Origin of the sequence: Marinobacterium sp. MBR-109, assembly GCF_040547565.1 — a bacterium.
GTDB lineage: Bacteria > Pseudomonadota > Gammaproteobacteria > Pseudomonadales > Balneatricaceae > Marinobacterium.
Window position 1 is genome coordinate 15,522 of record NZ_JBEPPZ010000013.1, and the last position, 16,791, is coordinate 32,312.

Below are 16,791 nucleotides of genomic sequence, written 5' to 3' on the forward strand. Positions count from 1 at the left end.
ATAAACTAATGCCTGTTAAGCCTATTCTAAATTAGACATGAGCAAAGGGGAGAGTGCCATGTTCAAGTCAGGATTACGCATCATGCTGGCAGGCGCTGTGCTTGTCAGCGGTGCAGTGCAGGCAGCGGGTGTGGCCGCTGATGGACAGAAAATTGTCATGCAGGGTGATGGCAGTGGTGCACCCTGTCTGGCCTGTCACGGTATGGACGGTGTCGGTAACGATGCCGGCGGTTTCCCGCGCCTGGCCGGACTGGATGCCGAGTATCTTGCCAAGCAGATGCGCGACTACAACACCGGCACGCGCGTAAGCCCAATCATGCAGCCGAATGTGGATAACCTGAGCGAACAGCAGATTCTGGATGTGGCCGCCTACTATGCGTCCCAGCCGGTACCCGCCGTGAAGGCTTCCGATGCCAGTGAGTCGATGCTGGCACTGGGGGAGAAGCTTGCACTGCGCGGTGACTGGAGCAAGCATGTCCCCTCCTGCAACAGCTGTCACGGCCCGGGCAACGCGGGGGTCGGTTCGGCCTTTCCGGGCATTGCCGGTCAGCATCCGACCTATATTCGTCAGCAGCTCAAGGCCTGGCAGGGCGGGAGCCGGCACAACGATCCGGTGCAGTTGATGACCGGCGTTGCCGAACGCCTGACCGATACCGAAATTGAAGCGGTCGCCGCCTATCTGGCGGCCCAGCCTGTCACTGTTGCCGAAGGAGGTCAGTAATGAACCATTTCAATGCGTTGACGCTGGCTGCCTCTGCCTCCGTGTTGGCCTCGACTGTATTGGCCGCAGAGCCGAAGGTCCCTGTCAATTTGCCGGCCCACAAGGAAGGCGCCTATGTACATCAGGCCCCGACACTGGAAGATCTGAATGCCGATACCAGCATCCACCCCGAACTGCGTGAAGTCATCCTCAAGGGACGTGATCTGTTCAACAATACCCAGCAGCTGCGCGGCAAGTATGTATTCAATGACATGAGCTGTCGTAACTGCCATATGGGAGAGGGTGGTCAGAACTGGTCCGGCCCGGTCTGGCCTGCTGCCACCACGTTGCCTGATTTTCGTGGCAAGAATGGCCATGTGAACTCACTGGAGGAGCGTATCGCCGGCTGTTTTGCCTATTCCATGAACGGTACGCCTCCGGCCTATGGCAGTGACGAGATGGTCGCTCTGAGCGCCTATCATCAGTGGCTGGCCACCGGTGCACCGGTGTATGAGCGTAACATCAGTGGGCGAGGCTTCAGCAGTCTGGGCAAAAACATCCCGGACGACATAAGCTATGAAGCCGGTCAGGTGGTGTATCAGGAAAACTGTGCCGTTTGTCATGGCGATGACGGGGCAGGCCAACGCGCCAACGGCAAGGTGGTGTTCCCGGCACTCTGGGGAGATCATTCCTACAATTGGGGCGCCGGTATCAGCCGTATCTTCACGGCGGCATCCTTCATCCACCTGAACATGCCGCTGGGCAAGCCCGGCTCATTGAGTGAGCAGGATGCCTGGAATGTGGCCTGGTATATCAACAGCCAGGAGCGCCCCCAGGATCCGCGCTTTACCGGTGACGCCGCCGAGACCCGTGAAAAACATCTGAATTTCCACAAGCACACCCGGTATGGCACAGAGTTCAACGGCCAGGTACTGGGCCAGCATGACAATACCGGCGACAAGCCTTTCCTAAAGCCGGACAGTCTGAAGCCGCGCAGTTTTACTTTCGAGTAACGCGCTTTCCAGGAGGGGTCGTTATGACCTCTCCCGCTCAGCCACATCATCGAGCACAATACCACTGCGGTTGAAGCAGCCCTGTCCCCGAGCCAGTTCCCGGCTGCGTTCGTCATACACGCTGGCCTCGGCTATCAGCTGCTGGCGCCCGGCACTGATCAGACGACCGACAGCATGCAGAGCCCCCACTTTCGCCGGTCGCATGAACAGCGTATGAAAACTGGCCGTTACCAGAAACTGGTCCTGTACGCGGCTTGCTGCAGCAAAATAGGCGGCATCATCCAGTAACTTGAACAATACTGAACCGTGAAGAGTTCCTGCCGCATGGCACAGCCCCGGGTCAGGCGCCAACTCAATGCGGGCGTGCCCCTTGTCCAGGGTAAGCTGTGACGGATACAGGCGATTGATGGGGGCCTGTTGATACATTCTGATCAAACGCTCGTAATGTTGATCGCTCGACATGACAACTCCGTAATGAGTCAGAAGAGGCCGTATTTGGCATAATAGGCTGCAAACGGCACTCATCTGTCCTTGAGGTTTAGCATGAACAATACACTGATCTACGGTCTGATTGCAGCCGGACTGGTTGTGATCACCGTACTGGCAACGGTCATTTTCCGGCAACTGCAGCAGGAAAAAGCACGCAAAACCCGGCAAGCGGCTCAGGAGGCTGAGTGGCTGAAGCAGTTTGATGCACGGCAGGAGTACCTGAGTGAAAGTATCCGACTGGTTGCACATGCGATTTTGCATGACGAGAAAATGACGGCAACCGAGGGCTGCATCCGTCTTAAGGTATTGCTGGAGAACTTTCGTCCCCAGCTGCTGCAGGAAGCGTCTTTGCAGGTGATCACGGAAGTGCATGACAAAACCAGTCACATTCCGATCAAGGACGAATGGAAGGCCCTGCCGAAAAAGCTCAAACTGGAGTATCAGCGTGAGATGGAGCAGCTTGAAAGCGGGCATCTGGAGGCAATACAGGGGGCGGCCAAGGCACTGAGCAGCGGCCAGTATCTGAGCTGATCGGAAATGGAATTTCTGCTCACGTTTCTGATTTCGCTTCTGCTGGTCGTGGGGCTGGTGATCTCCCTGACGTATGGGCGTGCGCCCACCTGGCGACCTGATCGACGCGCGGTATTTCACCTCATGCAGCGGTTGCAGGATGGCACGGCCCGTCGTGAAGAGTGGGAACTGTTCATTGGCATTGCCGCGCTGCATGACCCCGAACTGGAAGAGATCAGGCGCCGCTGTGTGGCGGTGCATGAAGGCGATGCAGATCACTCGCCAGCAAGAGAGGGGCTTGAACCCTACCTGTATGATCGTGAGGCCCGTGCCCGACTGGCCTTGATCATGGCCGATCTGGAGCAGCTGATCGCGTCGGAGCCTTATTATCGGCGTTTTTGATCACACATATTGGCGGTGTTCAATCAGCCGTGTCAGACGATAACTGCTGCGCCAGCAGCTTTCCAGGCTTTCGGCAACCGCTGCCTGATGCAATTCGGCCACCACCGTTTCCAGCTCCGGCAGCTGATACAGGCCGGCAAGTCCCAGTAACTGATGGGTGTGGGTACGTATTTGCTCAAACCGACCCGACCTCACCGCTGCACAAACGGACTGTGCCTGCTGCTGAAGTTCCGTATGCAACTCACCGGTATCGACCTGATCCAGCAGTGCAGGTACCGCAGCGCACACATGCCCGCCGGCAGCGGTGCCCTCACCCACCGGGCAATGAAGCGACATCAGCCTGAACAGGGTACTCAGATCCACAGGCTTGAGCAGAATTTCATTCACTCCGGCCTGCAGCAGCGCCTCATGCTCATGGGTCATGACGTTGGCGGTCAGAGCGATGATCGGCAATGATGCCGTGTGCCGACGGATCTCTCGGCTGGCCCGAATGCCGTCCATCTGCGGCATGTGCACATCCATCAAAACCATGTCGATCGGCTGCTGCTGGAAAATCTGTAACGCCTCTACGCCCGTGCGGGCTTCAACCACCTCGGCGCCAGCTCGACTGAGTACCTTGTGCAGCAGCAGTCGATTGAACTCATTGTCTTCCGCCAGCAGCACCCTCAACCTGCAGGGCAATTGATAACTGGATGCTGTATGGGGCCATGTCTCGGCGGGGTGAAGTGACGAGACGACAGTATCCACATCTGCCAGAGGCAGGCTCAGGCTCAAGTGTACGCAGGTGCCACGGCCCGCTTCACTGCTGAGTCTGATCTCGCCGCCCATGAGCTGGGTCAGGCGGTGGGCGATGACCAGTCCGAGCCCCGAGCCACCAAAACGACGACTGATCGTGTTATCCGCCTGAATGAAAGCCTTGAACAGGTGCTGTTGCTGCTGTTCTGAGATGCCGATACCCGTGTCCTGTACGCTCAACTCGAGACGACAGGTTGAGGCCTGCCGCTGTGCCCTGACTCTGAAGCAGACCTCTCCATGGTCAGTGAACTTGATTGCGTTGCTCAACAGGTTGGTCAGTATCTGCCCGATTCGGGTGGGGTCGCCCAACAGTGCCGGTGGCAGTTCCGGGTCCAGATCAGAGCTGAGCTGCAGTCCCTTTTCCTGTGCCATCGGTGCCTGCATCTGCAGCAGATTGCTAAAGCACCGGGTTGGATCGAACGGGATCTGCTCCAGCTGGATGGCATCGGACTGCAGGCGAGAGAAGTCGAGAATATCGTCAATAATGGTCAATAGCAGGCTGGACGTCTGGTTGATGATGCTGCAGTAGTGACGCTGTTCGGCAGACTGGCCGGTTTGCTCCAGCAAGCGTGAAAAGCCCAGTACAGACGTGAGCGGGGTGCGCAACTCATGACTCATGCGGGCCAGAAATTCGTCCTTGGAACGGTTGGCCTCATCCGCTTCACGGCGGGCAACGGTGAGTTCCTCATTCTGTCGCTCCAGGTGGCGCAGGGTTGAGGTGAGCTGCCGGGTGGCTCGGTTGATCTGCTGCTCCTGTTCCTGGCTGGATGCCTGAATTCTGGCGGCCATACGGTTAATGCCCCGTGCCAGCAGGCCCAGCTCGCCAGCGGTGTGAGTCGTGGCCGCACGGGTATCCAGATGGCCCGCTTCCAGACGCTCGACGACCTGGCTCAGGCCTCGGATAGGCTGGGTGATGCGGCGGCCAAAACGGCTGGCAAGAATGACGGTCAGCATCAACCCCAGACTGATCAGCAGCAGGCTGTTGCGCAGCATCTCCTGACGTGCAGCGATATTGCTGTGGGTTGATAGTACAACCGCTACCCAGCCAATCTGTTCGGGCTCGCTGGCGTGGATGTTCAGTTCAGGATTGTTGTCCGTCAACAGAGCACTGCTGACTATGGGCGATAGAAAGATCCACTGATTCGACGTCGATTGCAGGGCAGGGCTTTCAGGGCTGAGCCCGACAGTGAAATGGTCGCTGCGATGCAAAAGATCGAAGTTGTCATCATAGAACAGGATGTCCAGCACCTCAGTGTGACTGCGCCGGGTTTTCTGGCTCAGAACGCGAAGCTGATACTGATTGCCGCTGATGACACCGAATTCTGCTGCTGATGCAAGCAGATCGACCATGATCTGGCCCCGCTCAATCAGCTTGTCGGTGTTGTCCGCAAGGCGGCTGTAGATGAAATAACTGCCGAGAATGGTCGCCAGAACCAGCATTGGAATGATCGACAGCAGAAGAACGCGGTTGCGAATGCTCAACCGGCTACGCGTACCCGGCATTAGCCACCGGCCTCGATACGGGCCAGTCTTTCCTGCAGCAACTCGGCAGAAAGTGGCTCGATGCCGAGTGTGCGTACTGCAACCGGATTAACGCTGACATCGAAGTAACGCGGGAAGCTTGCGTTGGGCAGGTTGCCACCATCCTGCAGAAGATTGAGCCACTCGGCACTCTGGCGTCCAATCTGCGATGCAGACGAGTGAACGGATGCCGCAGCACCGGCTTCGGTATAGCTGGCTGAAAAACCGATCACCGGTACTTTGTGGCGTAATGAGAGGTAGAGCAGCCACTTGGAAATGGCACGGTTGAACACCGAGCTGTCAGGGATGACCAGAAACAGATCGCTGCCTTCCACCACCGGCGCCAGCAATTGAACCGGGTTGTCTTGTCGGGTCAGCTCAACCAGAGACAACTCGAAGGCCTCGGCTTGAGCGCCTTGCTCCAGTCCATCACGCATATTGAGACTGTTACTGCCCAATGCGGTGCCCAGCGTAGCCGCCTCCGGGCTGACCAGACGCGCCAGCCGAATCTGGCGTGCAAGGGGTTGATCAATGTAAATGGCACTGACCGCTGCATAAGAGCCCGTCGGCAGCAGTTTGCGCTTGAGCTGATCAAAAGTGGCCGATGGCAGGAAAGCGCAGATCAGTTTCGACTCGGGGTGGTAGCGTTCCAGCATGCGTTCGCAGGCTCGAGTGCCCACTGCGAGAATAACAGGTGCGCGGCTGTCACCGGTCTTGAGCTGATCCAGGGTCAATACGCGGGTTGGGTGTACGGCATGTTCCCTGATGGCCGACAAGACTTGATTGTAGCTGGGGCTGAAGTCACTGAGCACAACCAGCGATTCCCCGGCCAGCGCCTTAAAAGGCGCAAGCAAGAGCACAAGGCTGCACAGCAGCCAGTGTTTCAATCGGGGCGTGGTCCTGCGTAAACGTGACATCCCTGCAATTATCTCTGCTTCCTGATTAATGATACCTGAGTGTCAGCTGCAGCCAGGCTCGGCGGTCAAACAGGTTGTACTGGTAAAACTCTTCGTACGTTGGACCAAAAGCATTCTGAATTGTGAGTGCTGCTTCCAGCTCGGTACCGCCACTCAGCTGCCAGTCGTATGCCGCACGCAGATCGGTGCGCTGATAGCTGTCGCGTACGCCACCCTCAAACCAGTGCACGCTATCCATATAGTAGTGCATCAAACTCAAGTTTAAATCAGAAGTGGGAGTCCAGTTAAGCATAACTGATGCGGTGTGCTCGGGGGTGACCGAGTCACGGAACGAAATGGTTTCACCGGCAAGGTTCTTGTTGGTCTCCCAAGTATCAGTTAGCGTGTTGGTATAGGTGTAGTTCAGCAGTGCGGAGAACTGGCTACCCAGCTGTTTCTGGAGCTGAATTTCGATGCCCTGATTTTCCCAGCTGAAATTGTTCATGCTGGTGGATACGCGTCCCTCGGTCATTGGGTGAGGAGGAGGTGCAAGTTCATCGGCTGGAAGGTAGTAGGAGCCGATAACGTTGGTCAGGCGCTCATGGAACAAGCGTAGATCAAGATGGCCCTGTTGATTACCTAAGGCCCTGTAATAACCAATTTCATAGGTTTTTATCCGTTCAGGCCCAAGATCAGGGTTGGCCTGCTTGTCTTTGTCATAGGCCTGTACTGTGCCAGTTAGTGCTGCCGGCGCATAAATGGTGTTATTCCCATGGCGTTCCAACAATGAGGGCAGACGCTCACTGATGGAGTAGCCCAGTCGAAAACTGCTCTGGTCATCGGGTCGGTGAATCAGCGCATGACGATAGGACAGAGCATCGCTGTTTTCTGAACTGTCTTCGTACATGAAACCGGTACTGAGGCTCCAGCGAGATGCAAAATCCCAATCCAGGTTGCTGAACAGACGCCAGCGTTCCTCGGTCACCTTGCCGCTTTGCAGCAATACATCACTTTCTGCTGTTTCGTAGCGGTAACCCAGGCCACCAACAAGTTCCAGAGAGCCAATTCGATCCGTTATCTGTAACTCAGTGTCGTAGCTATGGGTCGTACCATGTTCGGAGTCCTCGCGTGGAGCGTTCAGGGCTATAAACTCATTTACGATGGCCGGATTTGACATCCCAGTATATTCGGCAACTCGCTCAAAGCTCATGGCAGGTGTTTCCAGGTCCAGGTAGTTATGGTGAGCCCTTAACTGCAGGGTGCCTGTATCTGAATACAGGTTCTGGTACCGGATGGACTGATAGCTGGAATCATGTTCACGCTTATGGAACGGATCATCCAGTTTGTCCGATTGCCCCACATAGGTATGCCCACGGTCCACGCCCGCCTGAATCCAGAAGGTGTCGGTCAGGGTCGGCGTGTAGCTGCCACTGAAGCTGAGATAGTTTCGTTTGATGGCATCGCCATACAGATCGGTGCCGTCATTTTCCTCATGACCGCCCGACAGGCGATAGTTCCAGTTGCTCAACTGATCGGCATGGCCAAACTGCAGATCGCGCGTGTCCATGCTGCCACCGGTGGCGCTGATGTAGCCGCCGCTGAGCAGAGCCGGTGAGCGTGTGATGATGTTGATCGAGCCCATAAATGCGTTGGAGCCCTGTGTTGGCACGTTGGAGCCACGCACCACTTCGATCCGCTCAATGTCCTGCAAATTAATGCCGAGTGAGGTCCAGTCCACGGTGGCCAGCAGCGGCAGGTACACGCTGCGACCATCGACCATCACTTCAAGCCGGCGTGGAAAGTTGTCGCTGGCGCCATGGTAAGTGGTGGCAAACTTGTTGGCACTGATATGATAGCTCTGAAAGCCGGGGACCAGCCGCAGCAGATCGGGAATATTCCGGGCGCCAGAGGCGGCAATGATCTGGCGGTCGAGAATGCTGATGGAGGCGGGGGCTTCGGTGAGTTTCTGGGTCAGTCGTGTGGCAGAGGTGATTTCGGGAATGTCGGTGAGGAAATCCTGTTCGCTCAGGTACAGGCTCTCGTCAGCCTGCAGAGCGGGGCTTGTCAGCCCAAGGGCCAGCAGCGGCGCCAGCCAATACAGGGGTTTGCGATTTGTCATTGCAACTCCGGACAGAGTAGTTATTTGATTTTCAGTCCTACATACAACACGACCAAAGCCAGTATGGCTGCTTCAAGAATGAAGCCGTTGTGCTCCAGAATCCAGTCCAGCATGCGCTATTCTACCTGTCGGGCGCTGATAGACCAGCGCATTTGTTGAGCGGGTCCGGCCCTCTCCGGTACTATTTGACCTCTATCACAAACCGAGCCCGTCATGCATTACCCCGATACCAAGCTGCCACAGGTCGGCACGACCATCTTTACCCGCATGTCAGCCCTTGCGCAAGCGCACCAGGCGATTAACCTGTCGCAGGGTTTTCCCGACTTTAACGGCCCGGAGGCCCTGCTTTCACGGGTTGATCACTACATTCGTCAAGGGGCCAACCAGTACGCCCCCATGAGCGGTGTGCCAAGCCTTCGCAGTGCGATCGCCGCCAAGGTGGAGCGCTGTTACGACCGCAGAGTGGATGCCGAAAGCGAGGTAACGGTGACCTCCGGGGCAACGGAAGCCCTGTTTGCCGCCATCTCGGCCGTGGTGCGTCCTGGGGATGAGGTGCTGGTGTTTGACCCCGCCTATGACAGCTACGACCCCGCAATTGCGCTCAATGGTGGCAAGGCGGTGCATATTCCGCTGCTGCCGCCCGCTTTCGAGATTGACTGGGAGCAGGTGCAACAGGCGATCAGCCCCAATACCCGGATGATCATCCTCAACACGCCGCACAATCCGACCGGGCAGACGCTGGCCGCCGCCGATATGCAGGCGCTGAGCGACCTGGTGGCCGGCACCGATATCCTGTTGCTGGCGGATGAAGTCTATGAGCACATCGTGTTTGACGGTGAGGTGCATCAGAGCATCAATCGCTACCCGGCGCTGGCCGAGCGCAGCTTCGTGGTCTCCTCTTTCGGCAAGACCTACCACACCACCGGCTGGAAAATCGGCTACTGCGTGGCCCCGGCCCCCTTGAGTGCCGAGCTGCGCAAGATCCACCAGTATCTGACCTTCAGTACCAGCACACCGATGCAGCTGGCGCTGGCGGATTACCTGAACGATGACCCGCAACACGATCAGGCACTGCCAGCGTTTTATCAGGCCAAACGTGATCGCTTCAACGCCCGCATGGCCGAAAGTCGCTTCAGCTTCACACCGGCAGCGGGCACCTATTTTCAGGTAATGGACTACAGTGCCATCAGTGATCTGCCCGATACCGAGTTTGTTATCTGGCTGATCGAACAGGCGGGTGTGGCCGCCATTCCGCTGTCGGTATTCTATCAACAGCCCCCTGAGATGCGCCTGGTGCGCTTCTGCTTTGCCAAAAGCGAAACCACCCTTGATGAGGCTGCGGAGCGACTATGCAGAATCTGAGAATTTCACTGATCCAAACTCCGCTGGACTGGCAGCAGCCCGAATCGAATCGCAACCGGCTGGCTGAGTTGATGGCGCCGCTGGCCGGGCAGACCGACCTGATCGTACTGCCCGAGATGTTCACCACCGGTTTTACCATGGAGCCTGAGGCTGTTGCCGAACCCATGTCCGGCCCGACCCTGGCATGGCTGCGGGATCAGGCGGCAACACTGGGCGCCGCCGTGTGCGGCAGCGTAGTGATTGAGGATCAGGGCTACCGCAACCGACTGCTGTTTGTAACACCAGACGGAGCCGTTGAGCATTACGACAAGCGCCATCTGTTTCGCATGGCGAATGAGCACCAGTATTATGTCGCTGGCGATACTCGCACGGTGATCGAGTACAAGGGCTGGCGCATCCTGCCGCAGGTCTGTTACGACCTCCGCTTCCCGGTCTGGTGTCGCAACCGCAATGATTACGACTTGATGCTGTTTGTGGCCAACTGGCCCGCGCCGCGCCGCCATGCTTGGCGCACGCTGCTGCTGGCACGGGCGATCGAGAACCAGTGCTACGTGGCGGGCGTAAACCGCATCGGTGAGGATGGCAAGGGGCTGGAGTACAGTGGCGACAGCCTGCTGGTTGACCCCAAAGGACAGGCCCTGCTGGATGCCCCTGCCGGTGAGGCATTTGTCAAAACCGGAACCTTGAATGCCGAAGACCTGCGGCAGTTTCGCGATAACTTCCCCGCCTGGCAGGATGCGGATGCGTTCGGCATTTTCTCCGATAACGAGGAGGACTTTGCATGATCGATACCGCCGCACAACAGATTATCGACGCCGGGCAATGGATCGATGCTCAGGGCTGGTGCCCCGCCACCGGCGGCAACTTTTCCGTCCGTCTTGGGCCTGAGTCTGCCCTGATTACGGCATCGGGCTGTCATAAGGGGCATCTGACACCGGAGCAGCTGTTGCAGGTGGATCTGGATGGTCAGCCACAGGCCAGTGTACTCAAGCCTTCTGCCGAGACTCTGCTGCACACGAGCCTGTATCAGCTGTACAGTAAGATTGGTGCGGTACTGCATACGCACTCGGTTGCCTCAACGGTGCTGTCCCGGCTGGAATCGAGCCATTGGCTCACGATCAGCGGTTATGAGATGCAGAAGTCGCTCAGTGGCAATCATACCCATGATGCCAGCATCCGCATCGCCATTCTCGATAATGCGCAAGACATGCAGGCGCTGGCGGCCGAGTTGAGCCAGCGTTGGCAACCCGAGCCGCTCGAATGGGGCTTTCTGGTGCGTGGCCATGGTCTCTACACCTGGGGGCATGACATGAATGAGGCCCGCCGGCATCTGGAAGGGCTGGAATTTCTGTTTGCCTGTGAACTGGAAATGCGACGACTGGGAGCGCACGCTTGAATACATCTACAGCCACGTTCAATGGCATCGACGCCATCCTGACCGATATTGAAGGCACCACCACCGATATCGATTTTGTCCACAAGACCCTGTTCCCCTATGCTCGTGAACGGATGGCGGACTTTATCCACAGCCACCCAAGTGAGCCCGCCGTGGCAGACGCGGCGGCAGCACTGGGTGTTGCCGCCGATGATCTCGATGCCATTGCCAAAGGCCTGATCGACTGGATCGATCAGGACAAAAAGGAAACCGCACTCAAGGCACTGCAGGGTTTGATCTGGGTACAGGGCTACGAGAATGGCGACTTTACCGGCCACCTCTATCCCGATGCCTGTAAAGGGCTTAAACGCTGGCACGACAGTGGCAAGCAACTGCACATTTTTTCGTCAGGCTCGGTGAAGGCGCAGAAACTGCTGTACGGTTACAGTGACTTCGGCGACCTGACACCGCTTTTCAGCGGCTACTTTGATACCACCACCGGCGCCAAGCGCGAAGCGATCGCGTATGAACGCATCAGTGCCAGTATTGGCCTGCCTGCGAGTCAGATTCTGTTCCTGTCGGACGTGGTGGAAGAGCTGGACGCGGCCAGGGCTGCGGGTATGCAGACCTGCCTGCTGGTGCGCGGCGAGCGACCGGACGGGGCCGCACGCCACAGCGCTGTGGAAAACTTTGACCAGATTACACTTGATTAAGGAATCGCCGATGAGCGCCATCCATATCCATGCCGACCAGAGCGCCGAACTGCTCGGCAGCAGCACCGACTTCAACGAGATTCGGCAGATCCTCAGTGGCATCGGCGTGCGTTTCGAGCGCTGGGAAGCGGACCGGGAGATTGTGCCGGGCATGGCCAACGAAGAGATACTTGAGGCCTACCGCAAGGAGATCGAACGGCTGAAAAACGAGGAAGGCTACGTCACCGTGGATGTGATCAGCCTGCAGCCGGATCATCCCGACCGCGAAGCCCTACGGCATAAATTCCTCAGCGAACACACTCACTCCGAAGACGAAGTGCGCTTCTTCGTCGACGGCGAAGGCATGTTCTATCTGCACGTGGAAGACAAGGTGTATCAAGTGCATTGCTGCAGGAACGATCTGATCTCGGTACCGGCCAATACGACCCACTGGTTCGATATGGGACCGGCGCCGCGTTTCACCGCCCTGCGCCTGTTCAATAACCCGGAAGGCTGGGTGGCCAATTTGACCGGCAGTGATATAGCCGACCGCCACCCACGCTTTGAAAAGACCGCTTAGGCTTTAGCCTTGGTGGCTGCGATCGCCTGCACAATTGAAGCACGATCATACACTCCCGTATCCAGCACCCAGCCGGTCACCAGATCGGCGGGGGTGACATCGAATGCGGGGTTGAATACCTCCGATTCCAGCGGGCTCCAGCGTACTTCACCAAAGCTGCCGCTTACACCTTTTATCTCTTCGGCACTGCGCTGCTCGATCGGGATCGCATCGCCGTTGGCGCAGTGCGGGTCAACGGTGGTCCAGGGGGCTACCACATAAAAGGGTATGTTGTGGTAGTGCGCGTTGACCGCCAGATTGTAGGTGCCCACCTTGTTGGCAAAATCGCCATTGGCGGCGATGCGATCCGAGCCCACCAGCACCGCATCCACCTGACCATCGCGCATCAGGATTGCGGCCATGCTGTCGCATTGAATCTGGTGCGGAATGCCCAACCGGCACATCTCCCAGGCGGTCAGACGGCCACCCTGCAACAGCGGGCGGGTTTCATCCACCCAGACATGACTCAACCTGCCACGGCGAAAGGCTTCGGCAATCACCCCGATAGCGGTGCCGGCACCGGCGGTGGCAAGGCTGCCGGTGTTGCAGTGCGTCAGCACCTGAGCGCCTTCCGGCAGCAGGGCTGCGCCGTGTTCAGACATGCGCTGGCACAGGGCCACATCTTCCTCGAACAGATCCTCGGCACAGGCCACCAGCGCATCGGCTCCCTGATCCATCACCGCCAGCATGCGGTCCAGACAGTTCATCAGGTTGACGGCAGTGGGGCGAGCTTCACGCAGAGTGGCCGCAGCTTCGCGCAGCTGATCTTCACTTAAACCCTGCTCCGCCAGGTGTGCCAGCAGCAGTGCCGCCCCAATCCCGATCAATGGCGCGCCGCGAATCTGCAGCTTGCGGATCATCGCCACCATCGCCTCTACCGAATCACAGTGCAGCCAGAGCTCGCGGTCAGGCAGCTGGTGCTGATCCAGCAGTTCAAGGCGGTGGTTGCGGTAGCGCAGGGCGGTGGAGATCAGGTCTTTCATTGAAGTGATCCGGCTGGTGAATAGAGGGGCAGAGCTTAAGCGTTATAAACCGCTGAGAAAAGAGTCTTGCTGAGGCGCTTACAGAGACGTCGTTTTTTGTCAGAATTGAGTCATCAATATTATGGTACGGGAATGCCCATGACTAAACACAAGTTCTCGGATGATGCGGCTGTTATCGCCTTTGTTCGTCGTCATACACGTCTTTTCCATGACGATGCCAGCCTGATCGTGACCGAGATCGGCGATGGCAATATCAACTTCGTCTACCGCGTGGCCGAACCCGGTGGTGCCAGTGTGATCGTCAAGCAAGCACTGCCCTATGTCCGCATCATTGGTGAAGACTGGCCACTGTCGCTTGACCGTATTCGAATCGAGGCGGAATCGCTGGTGCTGGAAGCCGAACACGCCGGAGAATGGGTGCCCGAGGTATATCATTACGAGCATGATCTGGCAGCGATTATCATGCAGGATGTGGGTGATCACCAGAACCTGCGTCACGCCCTGATTGCACGGCGCAAACTGCCGTTGCTGGCACAGCACCTGGGCCTGTTCATGGCGCGAACCCTGTTCCACACCAGCGACATGCATCTGGATGCGCACCAGAAAAAAACGCTGGTGAAGCGGTTCATCAATCCGGATCTGTGCAAGATCACCGAAGACCTGTTCTTCCTCGACCCCTACTGCGATCACGAGCGCAACGCCATCAATCCGCCGCTGCGCCCGGCGGCCGAGGCCCTGTGGCAGGATGATCGGCTGAAGGTCGAGGTGGCCGATCTCAAGTATGCCTTCCTCAACCGGGCTGAAGCCCTGCTGCACGGCGACCTGCACTCAGGCTCCATCTTTGTGACAGAAGCCAGCACCAAGGTGATCGACCCGGAGTTTGCCTATTTTGGCCCCATCGGCTTTGATGTAGGCAGTGTCATCGGCAACCTGTTGCTGAACTGGTGTGGTCAGCATGAGCAGGCCGGTGACGTGCAGGAACGCCAGCACTGGCGTGACTGGCTGCTGGCTCAGGTCGACAGGCTGTGGCATGAGTTTAGCCGTGAGTTCAGCCGTCTGATGGCTGAACAGACTCAGGATGAAAGCCTGCAGAATGCGCACTGGCAGGCGCGTCGTTTGCTGCAGATCTGGCGAGATACGCTGGGATTTGCCGGCACCGAGCTGATCCGCCGGACCATCGGTCTTGCCCATGTGGCGGATCTGGAAACGATTGACGATGCTGCGTTGCGCGGCAGGTGTGAAGCCATGGCACTGCAGCTGGGACGCGAACTGATTTTGCAGCGCAATGATATCCACAGCATGACCGAGCTGCTTGATCTGACAAGGCAACTGAATGACTGAGACCAAACGCCTGCTGCTCAACTGCGATATGGGCGAAAGCTTCGGCCCCTGGCACATGGGGCTGGATGATCAGGTGATGCCGCTGGTGGAGCTGGCCAACGTGGCCTGTGGTTTTCATGCCTCTGACCCGGTCACCATGACACGCACCGTCATGCTGGCCAAACATGCCGGTACCGCCATTGGCGCTCACCCCAGCTATCCGGATCTGGTCGGCTTTGGCCGGCGCAGCATGCAGTGCCACCCGCAGGAAATCGTTGCGCTGATCCAGTACCAGGCCGGTGCGCTGGCCGGTATAGCCCGTGCGCACGGACTGACGCTCAACCACGTCAAACCCCATGGGGCGCTGTACAACGACATGATGCGGGACCATGACATTCTGCGTGCTGTGCTGGAGGGTGTTGCCCGGTACGATGTCAGCCTGCCACTGATGCTGATGGCCACGGCGGACAACAGCCCGGTGGCAACGATTGCCGCCGAGTTTGGTGTGGCGCTATTGTTTGAGGCCTTTGCCGACCGAGCCTACGATGCCCGTGGCTATCTGGTGCCGCGCTCGGTGGAGGGATCGGTCTACCACGATGTGGACCGCATAGTGGAGCAGTCCCTGCGACTGGCAAAGGAGGGTGTTGTCACCACGCTGGATGGAACTGATGTTTCGCTCTCAGCCGATACGCTGTGCGTGCATGGCGATAACGCCGAGTCGGTCAAAGCCGTAAAACGGATCAGGCAGGCACTGGATCAGCATTACGCAAACCCGTGACCGGCACACCCCCGCAGAGGTGTGCCTGGTTGATCAGGCCTGAGCGTCTGGTTCAGCCTCGGTGGGGGCATCAGCAGTCGCTTCGGTATTCAGCGGCAATACCGCATCGAGCAACTGCTTCAGGTTATTGCGGTAGCTGTCCTGCAGCTCTTTCATCGCATCCGAGAAGCGACTGTCCTGCTCGACCAGTCCGGTCATAAGGTCACGCCCTGCCTGTGCCGGCGACTGCAGGAACCCCAGCGAAGGCGCGCCCGCGCTTTCGGCCAGATCCTTCATCAGCTGACCCAGACGCAGCCCCGGCTTGTCTGCCGGTTGCTCCAGGCTGCCAACCTGCTCATAACTGGCGGCCTGCGAGAGTGAACGGCTGTAGCTCATGTTGAGCTCCATCGAACTCAACTCGGACGCGTCAAAGCGGATACCGGCGCTCTGATCAAACGCCTTCTGTACATCACCATTGAAAAACTCATCGGCAACGCCTGAAATATCACGCACCATCTGCTGCAGTGCATCGATCTCGCCCTCATCCAGCTCGCCCTGAACGCTGAACTGGTACTGGGTGCTTTCGCTGCGGCTCACATCCATCCACGCAACAGAGTTGCCCTGATTGTCAGCTCCGGCGCCATAAGTGGCATCGTAACTTTGGTTGCGGCTGAAGCTGATGGTGACTTCATCACCATCCTGGGTTCGCACCTTCACCGACATGTCTTCCGAGTTGCGGTAGCGTTCGGCTGCACCCAGCACTGCCTGAGCGGTTGCCTCGCGGCTGCCCGGCGCAATGTTTGCCAGTGCATCAAAGGTTTTCTGTTCGGTTTCATCCACCTGAGTCTTGATGTCACCCTGCAGCACATTGAGATTATCGAGAATCTCACGCGCTTCCTTGAAGCCCTTCTCAACGCCTTTTACAGCGGCATCGTACATCTGCTGCAGGCGTTCGTCAGAGGCGCCGCGACTTTTGGCGGCATCAAGACCCGAGGCTACAAAGTCACTGATCCGGTCAGCAACCTTGTCCGGCGTGAAGTTTTTCGCGTCCAGCCCGGACAGCTTTTCCGTGGTCATCCCGGGAATCTTCTCGGCCAGCTTGCCAAGCAACACCTGCGTCGCATCCTGCGACTTGCCACTGCTGCGCTCGGCAACCGAGTCCATCTGTGGACGAGAAGAGTAGATCTGGGTCGGGGGGGACTGGATTTTCATAACAACCTCGGGGGCTCGGTACTCTG

17 protein-coding genes are annotated in these 16,791 nt (G+C 57.9%); 11 read left to right on the forward strand and 6 right to left on the reverse strand.

Annotated features, from left to right (window positions below; translation table 11 throughout):
• Window positions 1–58: 58 nt before the first annotated feature.
• Both ABIE60_RS14295 and ABIE60_RS14300 read left to right on the forward strand, forming a co-directional pair.
• Window positions 59–721, forward strand: a complete 663-nt coding sequence (locus tag ABIE60_RS14295) for a c-type cytochrome (RefSeq protein WP_354470194.1) — start codon at window positions 59–61, stop codon at window positions 719–721.
• Window positions 721–1,713, forward strand: a complete 993-nt coding sequence (locus tag ABIE60_RS14300; protein WP_354470195.1) for a c-type cytochrome — start codon at window positions 721–723, stop codon at window positions 1,711–1,713. Before ABIE60_RS14295 ends, ABIE60_RS14300 begins: the two co-directional genes overlap by 1 nt.
• 21 nt (window positions 1,714–1,734) lie before the next feature.
• On the opposite strand, the gene ABIE60_RS14305 is transcribed toward ABIE60_RS14300, so the two are convergent.
• Window positions 1,735–2,175 carry a PaaI family thioesterase gene (locus tag ABIE60_RS14305; RefSeq protein ID WP_354470196.1) on the reverse strand — a complete coding sequence of 147 codons (441 nt, stop codon included), beginning with the start codon at window positions 2,173–2,175 and terminating at the stop codon, window positions 1,735–1,737.
• A gap of 81 nt (window positions 2,176–2,256) precedes the next feature.
• Between ABIE60_RS14305 and ABIE60_RS14310 the strand changes: the two genes are divergently transcribed.
• A complete protein-coding gene (locus tag ABIE60_RS14310) occupies window positions 2,257–2,733 on the forward strand; it encodes a DUF2489 domain-containing protein (RefSeq protein ID WP_354470197.1) in 477 nt (158 codons plus the stop codon).
• Between the two features lie 6 nt (window positions 2,734–2,739).
• Window positions 2,740–3,114 (forward strand): hypothetical protein, encoded by a 375-nt coding sequence (locus ABIE60_RS14315; protein ID WP_354470198.1) that lies wholly within the window; start codon window positions 2,740–2,742, stop codon window positions 3,112–3,114.
• Here ABIE60_RS14315 and ABIE60_RS14320 read toward each other — a convergent pair whose 3' ends face one another.
• Genes ABIE60_RS14320 through ABIE60_RS14330 form a run of 3 tightly spaced genes read right to left on the reverse strand, consistent with a single transcriptional unit; the run spans window position 3,115 to window position 8,445 of the window.
• Window positions 3,115–5,412 (reverse strand): ATP-binding protein, encoded by a 2,298-nt coding sequence (locus tag ABIE60_RS14320; RefSeq protein WP_354470199.1) that lies wholly within the window; start codon window positions 5,410–5,412, stop codon window positions 3,115–3,117.
• Entirely contained in the window at window positions 5,412–6,317 is a 906-nt protein-coding gene (locus tag ABIE60_RS14325; protein WP_354470200.1) for an ABC transporter substrate binding protein, read from the reverse strand. The genes ABIE60_RS14320 and ABIE60_RS14325 overlap by 1 nt, the downstream gene beginning before the upstream one ends.
• A 55-nt stretch (window positions 6,318–6,372) precedes the next feature.
• Window positions 6,373–8,445 (reverse strand): TonB-dependent receptor plug domain-containing protein, encoded by a 2,073-nt coding sequence (locus ABIE60_RS14330; protein ID WP_354470201.1) that lies wholly within the window; start codon window positions 8,443–8,445, stop codon window positions 6,373–6,375.
• A 213-nt stretch (window positions 8,446–8,658) separates the two neighbouring features.
• On the opposite strand from ABIE60_RS14330, the gene ABIE60_RS14335 reads away from it, so the two are divergent.
• Genes ABIE60_RS14335 through ABIE60_RS14355 form a run of 5 tightly spaced genes read left to right on the forward strand, consistent with a single transcriptional unit; the run spans window position 8,659 to window position 12,454 of the window.
• Complete coding sequence (locus ABIE60_RS14335; protein ID WP_354470202.1) at window positions 8,659–9,807, forward strand: pyridoxal phosphate-dependent aminotransferase; 1,149 nt, start codon at window positions 8,659–8,661, stop codon at window positions 9,805–9,807.
• The gene (locus ABIE60_RS14340; protein ID WP_354470203.1) at window positions 9,795–10,592 is read left to right on the forward strand and encodes an amidohydrolase; all 798 of its coding nucleotides are present in this window, start codon (window positions 9,795–9,797) and stop codon (window positions 10,590–10,592) included. Before ABIE60_RS14335 ends, ABIE60_RS14340 begins: the two co-directional genes overlap by 13 nt.
• The gene (locus tag ABIE60_RS14345; RefSeq protein WP_354470204.1) at window positions 10,589–11,203 is read left to right on the forward strand and encodes a methylthioribulose 1-phosphate dehydratase; all 615 of its coding nucleotides are present in this window, start codon (window positions 10,589–10,591) and stop codon (window positions 11,201–11,203) included. The genes ABIE60_RS14340 and ABIE60_RS14345 overlap by 4 nt, the downstream gene beginning before the upstream one ends.
• Window positions 11,200–11,895, forward strand: a complete 696-nt coding sequence (gene mtnC, locus ABIE60_RS14350) for an acireductone synthase (RefSeq protein WP_354470205.1) — start codon at window positions 11,200–11,202, stop codon at window positions 11,893–11,895. The genes ABIE60_RS14345 and mtnC overlap by 4 nt, the downstream gene beginning before the upstream one ends.
• Before the next feature lie 10 nt (window positions 11,896–11,905).
• Entirely contained in the window at window positions 11,906–12,454 is a 549-nt protein-coding gene (locus ABIE60_RS14355) for a 1,2-dihydroxy-3-keto-5-methylthiopentene dioxygenase (RefSeq protein ID WP_354470206.1), read from the forward strand.
• On the opposite strand, the gene mtnA is transcribed toward ABIE60_RS14355, so the two are convergent.
• Window positions 12,451–13,476, reverse strand: a complete 1,026-nt coding sequence (gene mtnA, locus ABIE60_RS14360; RefSeq protein ID WP_354470207.1) for an S-methyl-5-thioribose-1-phosphate isomerase — start codon at window positions 13,474–13,476, stop codon at window positions 12,451–12,453. The two genes, ABIE60_RS14355 and mtnA, sit on opposite strands and share 4 nt — an antisense overlap.
• Window positions 13,477–13,614: 138 nt before the next feature.
• On the opposite strand from mtnA, the gene mtnK reads away from it, so the two are divergent.
• Together mtnK and ABIE60_RS14370 are read left to right on the forward strand one after the other, a co-directional pair.
• On the forward strand, window positions 13,615–14,817 hold the full coding sequence (gene mtnK, locus ABIE60_RS14365) for an S-methyl-5-thioribose kinase (RefSeq protein WP_354470208.1): 1,203 nt from the start codon (window positions 13,615–13,617) through the stop codon (window positions 14,815–14,817).
• Window positions 14,810–15,574 (forward strand): 5-oxoprolinase subunit PxpA, encoded by a 765-nt coding sequence (locus ABIE60_RS14370; protein ID WP_354470209.1) that lies wholly within the window; start codon window positions 14,810–14,812, stop codon window positions 15,572–15,574. The genes mtnK and ABIE60_RS14370 overlap by 8 nt, the downstream gene beginning before the upstream one ends.
• A gap of 33 nt (window positions 15,575–15,607) precedes the next feature.
• Here the strand turns inward: ABIE60_RS14370 and ABIE60_RS14375 are convergent, their stop codons facing one another.
• Entirely contained in the window at window positions 15,608–16,765 is a 1,158-nt protein-coding gene (locus ABIE60_RS14375) for a DUF5610 domain-containing protein (RefSeq protein ID WP_354470210.1), read from the reverse strand.
• Between the last annotated feature and the right edge of the window lie 26 nt (window positions 16,766–16,791).